Origin of the sequence: Paenibacillus sp. VCA1 (assembly GCF_031583795.1) — a bacterium.
GTDB lineage: Bacteria > Bacillota > Bacilli > Paenibacillales > Paenibacillaceae > Paenibacillus_AQ > Paenibacillus_AQ albilobatus.
The window spans coordinates 1-846 of record NZ_JAVLSX010000036.1 but is presented as its reverse complement, the minus strand read 5'-3'; the positions used below and the strand labels follow the sequence as shown (position 1 = coordinate 846).

The 846-nt window shown below is 43.6% G+C and carries 1 protein-coding gene; it reads right to left on the bottom strand.

Features of this window, described 5'->3' with window-relative positions; translation table 11 throughout:
* Positions 1-8 precede the first annotated feature (8 nt).
* On the bottom strand, positions 9-846 hold an 838-nt coding region (locus tag RJP21_RS30985; protein ID WP_310862615.1), incomplete at its 5' end, for an IS3 family transposase.

Below are 846 nucleotides of genomic sequence, written 5' to 3'. Positions count from 1 at the left end.
TTATTTCATCAAGCAGCTTTCTCAAAATGAGTTCGGTACTGTACCGGACTCATTTTGATTTTTGCTTTTAACCGTTTGGTATTGTAGTATTCAATATATTTTTCCAATTCTTCTTTGAAATGTTCCACATTTTTAAACTCTTTGTAGTACAGAAACTCTGATTTGAGAATGCCGAAGAAATTCTCTATGACGGCGTTGTCGTAACAATTCCCTTTCCGCGACATGCTTTGGAGAATGCCTCTCGACTTAAGCGCATAGCGATATTGCTTCATTTGATAATGCCAACCTTGATCTGAATGAAAGAGAAGATGGTGACCTTCCGGCAGACGCTCCAGTCCTGCATCCAGCATCTCAGATACCAGAGAATATGTTGGTCTTGAACCAATGGTATAGGTGATAATTTCCCCATTGAATAGGTCTAAAATAGGCGACAGATACAGCTTTTCTCCAAATAACTTAAACTCCGTGATGTCTGTTACCCACTTCTCATTTGGCGCCTCCGCCGTGAACTGGCGATCCAAATGATTCGGTGCAGTCTTGCCGACTGTCCCTTTGTATGACTTATACTTTTTCATGCGGACTAGGCATTTAAGGCCCATCTCCTTCATGATCCGCTGAACCTTCTTGTGGTTCACTTTCCGCCCACGGATTGCCAATTCATCACGAATACGACGATATCCGTAACGTCCATCGTGTTCCACGTAAATTGACTGGATCTCAGCTCCCAAATCCGCATCCGGATCTGGTTGGTTTATACGCTTTATAAGGTTGTAATAGGTGCTGCGCGGGATACCAGACAGCTGTACGAGTGCCTTCACCGGATATTTATGCCTCAGTTCCCAGACG